The 489-nt window shown below is 64.6% G+C and carries 1 protein-coding gene; it reads right to left on the reverse strand.

The window, feature by feature from the left end; all coding sequences use genetic code 11:
* Positions 1-174: 174 nt before the first annotated feature.
* Positions 175-489 (reverse strand): hypothetical protein (locus WDW90_RS38060; protein WP_431311215.1); only part of this gene is annotated, 315 nt, incomplete at its 5' end.

A 489-nucleotide genomic window follows, 5' to 3' on the forward strand; every position in this document is an offset into this window, starting at 1 on the left:
CGGACGAGCCAGCCCTCAGCGCCGCAGACGCAAACACCGCGCGCCTGAAAGCAGCTCGCCTGGCAAGAGACGCCGCAAGCGATAAGGCAAAGAGCACAGGGCGCCGATGAGCGCGAAGCACGTCTCAGATCGACCAGTGATCAATTCACCAGAACCCCGCATCACAGCGCGGCCTCACTGCTGTTTGCCAGTGCACCACAACGCCGTGATCTCTCGTAGCACCGTATCACCGTTTGCCGCCGCAGTGCCCGCCGACCCGAAGGATCGGGCGGATCGGCGCACAACCACACCCTCCTTCAGGACCACCCAATCGAAGCGGCCCGGCTCCGTCCGAGAGGGCTCGATCTGCAACGTGTAGGGGCTGGGCGTGAAAACGACCATTCTGAGCATGTGGGAGGCCGCATCGGCATCTGCCATGTGCCGCCAGAACGTCGTTCTCCTCCGTCGCGTGCCGTGCTGAAGCCCGGGGCTGGGCACGACAGGCCATAG

Origin of the sequence: Methylobacterium nigriterrae (assembly GCF_037106235.1) — a bacterium.
In the GTDB taxonomy this organism is placed as follows: domain Bacteria; phylum Pseudomonadota; class Alphaproteobacteria; order Rhizobiales; family Beijerinckiaceae; genus Methylobacterium; species Methylobacterium nigriterrae.